Annotated in this window: 1 protein-coding gene and 1 pseudogene; one reads left to right on the top strand and one right to left on the bottom strand. The window is 52.0% G+C overall.

The window, feature by feature from the left end:
* The first annotated feature begins 163 nt into the window (after window positions 1–163).
* Complete coding sequence (locus AC23NW_RS36015; protein WP_487455524.1) at window positions 164–2,080, top strand: Tn3 family transposase; 1,917 nt, start codon at window positions 164–166, stop codon at window positions 2,078–2,080.
* On the opposite strand, the pseudogene AC23NW_RS36010 reads toward AC23NW_RS36015, so the two are convergent.
* Window positions 2,073–2,459, bottom strand: a pseudogene (locus AC23NW_RS36010) (hypothetical protein); the annotation flags it as partial. The gene AC23NW_RS36015 and the pseudogene AC23NW_RS36010 overlap by 8 nt on opposite strands.

Raw genomic sequence — 2,459 nt, 5'->3', positions numbered from 1 at the left:
ACGGCCTTTGAGAAAGCCAAAACTAAATACATAGTTTACTAACGCCGTTTTCCGGCTATTTGTAAGAAGAACCTCTAAACTGGCCCGGATTGATGCTGTACTGGCCCAAGAGTCGCCCCTGACTGGAGACCAGCAAACGCTGGTCGATCAGTTGGACGGGGAGATGCACCGCTCCGAAGACGAGGAAACGCGGACGTTACTAAGCGACCGCTCCGCCTGGCTGGGGAATCGGTTAACGGGCATTCTGAGCGTCCTTCACTTCAACCCCGATACGTCTGACCCCGTTTTACTGAGTGCTATCAACCATTATGTAGGGCGGCAGGGTAAGCCCACCGCACCGGCTAAAGACCTGAGTTGGCTGAATGGAACGGACCAGCAAGCCCTCTACGATGCCGATGACCGCTTCAACCGACGGCTTTACCGGGTTTTGTTGATGAATACGCTGGCGCGTTCCTTGCGGGAAGGGACGATGAATTTGAAACACTCCTACCGCTACCGATCATTGGAAGAGTATTTAGTCGACAAGGTTCACTATCAGGCCAACCGAGAGCGTTTGCTGGCGGAAGCCGGACTGAGTCATTTTGCCGACAGCAAGCGTGTACTCCAGACTTGGCGTACGCGATTGACGACTCAATACACACGAACGAATCAACACCAGCAACAGGGCAAAAACCCGCACCTGAGTTTTGACAAAGAGAACCGTCCTATTATCGACACCCCCAAAGTGGAGAAGCCCGATGTAGGCCGTATTTCGGGCTACTTCAACCCAGCCCGGTATATTTCCGTGCTGAAGCTATTGGCCGAAGTGGATTCGTCGGCCCACTTTCTGAGTGATCTGGAACACCTGGCGGGCAAGCACAGCAAGGGTCGTCCAACGCCGGGTACCTTCTTTGCCGCTCTGGTTGCGCTGGGTTGTAATATCGGCGTAGATAAAATGGCTGCTATCTGCAAAGGAGTGAATGCCAGTACGCTACAGCTCACGGTCGACATGTTTCTTTCTTCGCAGAGCCTCAAAGCAGCTAACGACCGGCTGATTCGGCTCAAAGAAGAACTGGCCTTACCCGAATTGCATCGGCGCGATGCCGGTGAACGTCATACGGCTTCGGACGGGCAGAAATACATTGTCACGGAAGATTCCCTGAACGCTGATTTCTCCTACAAATACCCTGGCTTTGACAAGGCCGTGACGGTCAATACCGGCATCGATGACCGCTTTGCGCTCTTTCATACGTCCGTGGTTAGTGCAGCCGAGCGAGAAGCCCCATACATGATTGACATTCATCTACACAATCCGGTAGTCAAGAGTACGATCCATTCGACGGATACCCACGGTTTTTCGGAAGCCGTTTTTGGCATCATGCATCTGTTAGACATCTTTTTTGCTCCTCGTCTGAAAGGCATTGGTAAACTGCACCTCTACGACTTCGTATCGACTAAGGAGTACGAAGCCCAGGCCTTCCGAATCCTACCCGATGGTATAGTCCATGAAAAGCTAATCGAGAGCCGGTGGGAAGACATGCTGCGGTTGATGGTCTCGCTCAAACTAAAGCAAGTGACAGCCTGGCAGGTGCTCAAACGGCTCAGTGCTTACACGCGCCAGCACCCCTTGTACCGAGCCCTAAAGGAGTTCGGTCGACTCGTGAAAACGGATTTCATCCTGCGTTACTACGACGAACTAGCACTTCGTCAGAGCATTGAGAAGCAGTTGAGCCGGATCGAATTGGTTAACCGCTTCAGCAAAGCCGTTTTCTTTGGCGGCAATCAGGTCTTTGGGGTGGCTACTCGTGAAGAGCAGGAGAAGATCATTCATGCCCGTCGGCTGATTCAGAATGCGATTATCCTGTGGAACTATCTCTACCTATCCGAACTGCTCTCCCGAACCCGCGATCAGGCTCAGCTTGAAGCCATTCTGGATGCGGTTCGTCACGGCACAGCTATTATCTGGCATCATGTCAATTTACAAGGGGAGTATGATGTCGATCAACTGGCAAGCGGATCACAAAGCCGATTTGATTGGCCGCATCTGAGCGGTTTACGGTGGCCAACGGCTGAAAAAGAACCGCTACAAAACGCTATTTGATATTTGGCCCGCTTTGGTAGTTGCAACCGTAGTTATGCTGGATCTGCTTCGCCAGAATATTTGTGGCAATCATTCCCGTCAAGTGAACGATTGCTAAGTATTTGTGTAGTTTGATCGAGTTAAGCCCTCTTTGCCGTTTTCCCAAAATCGGAGGAGGGGCGGTCAGCGAAAGTAAGGCCGTTGTCGCATAGCTGATGTTGACTGCGGTGCCAACCGCTTCGTGCGCGTTCCGTAGGCGGGTATAGTCATTGCCTTTCGCATTGTAGAGGTTAGCCCCCAGAATACCCTGAGCGATAAAGCCTGCCAGCGTCACAAAGCCCAATACCTGATGGCTTACCAGCATCGTGCGTCGTACTTTCAATTCTCTCTGCCGACTTTC

This window comes from Arsenicibacter sp. R0_47, from assembly GCF_057652235.1.
This window is presented reverse-complemented; position numbering and strand designations above follow the sequence as displayed.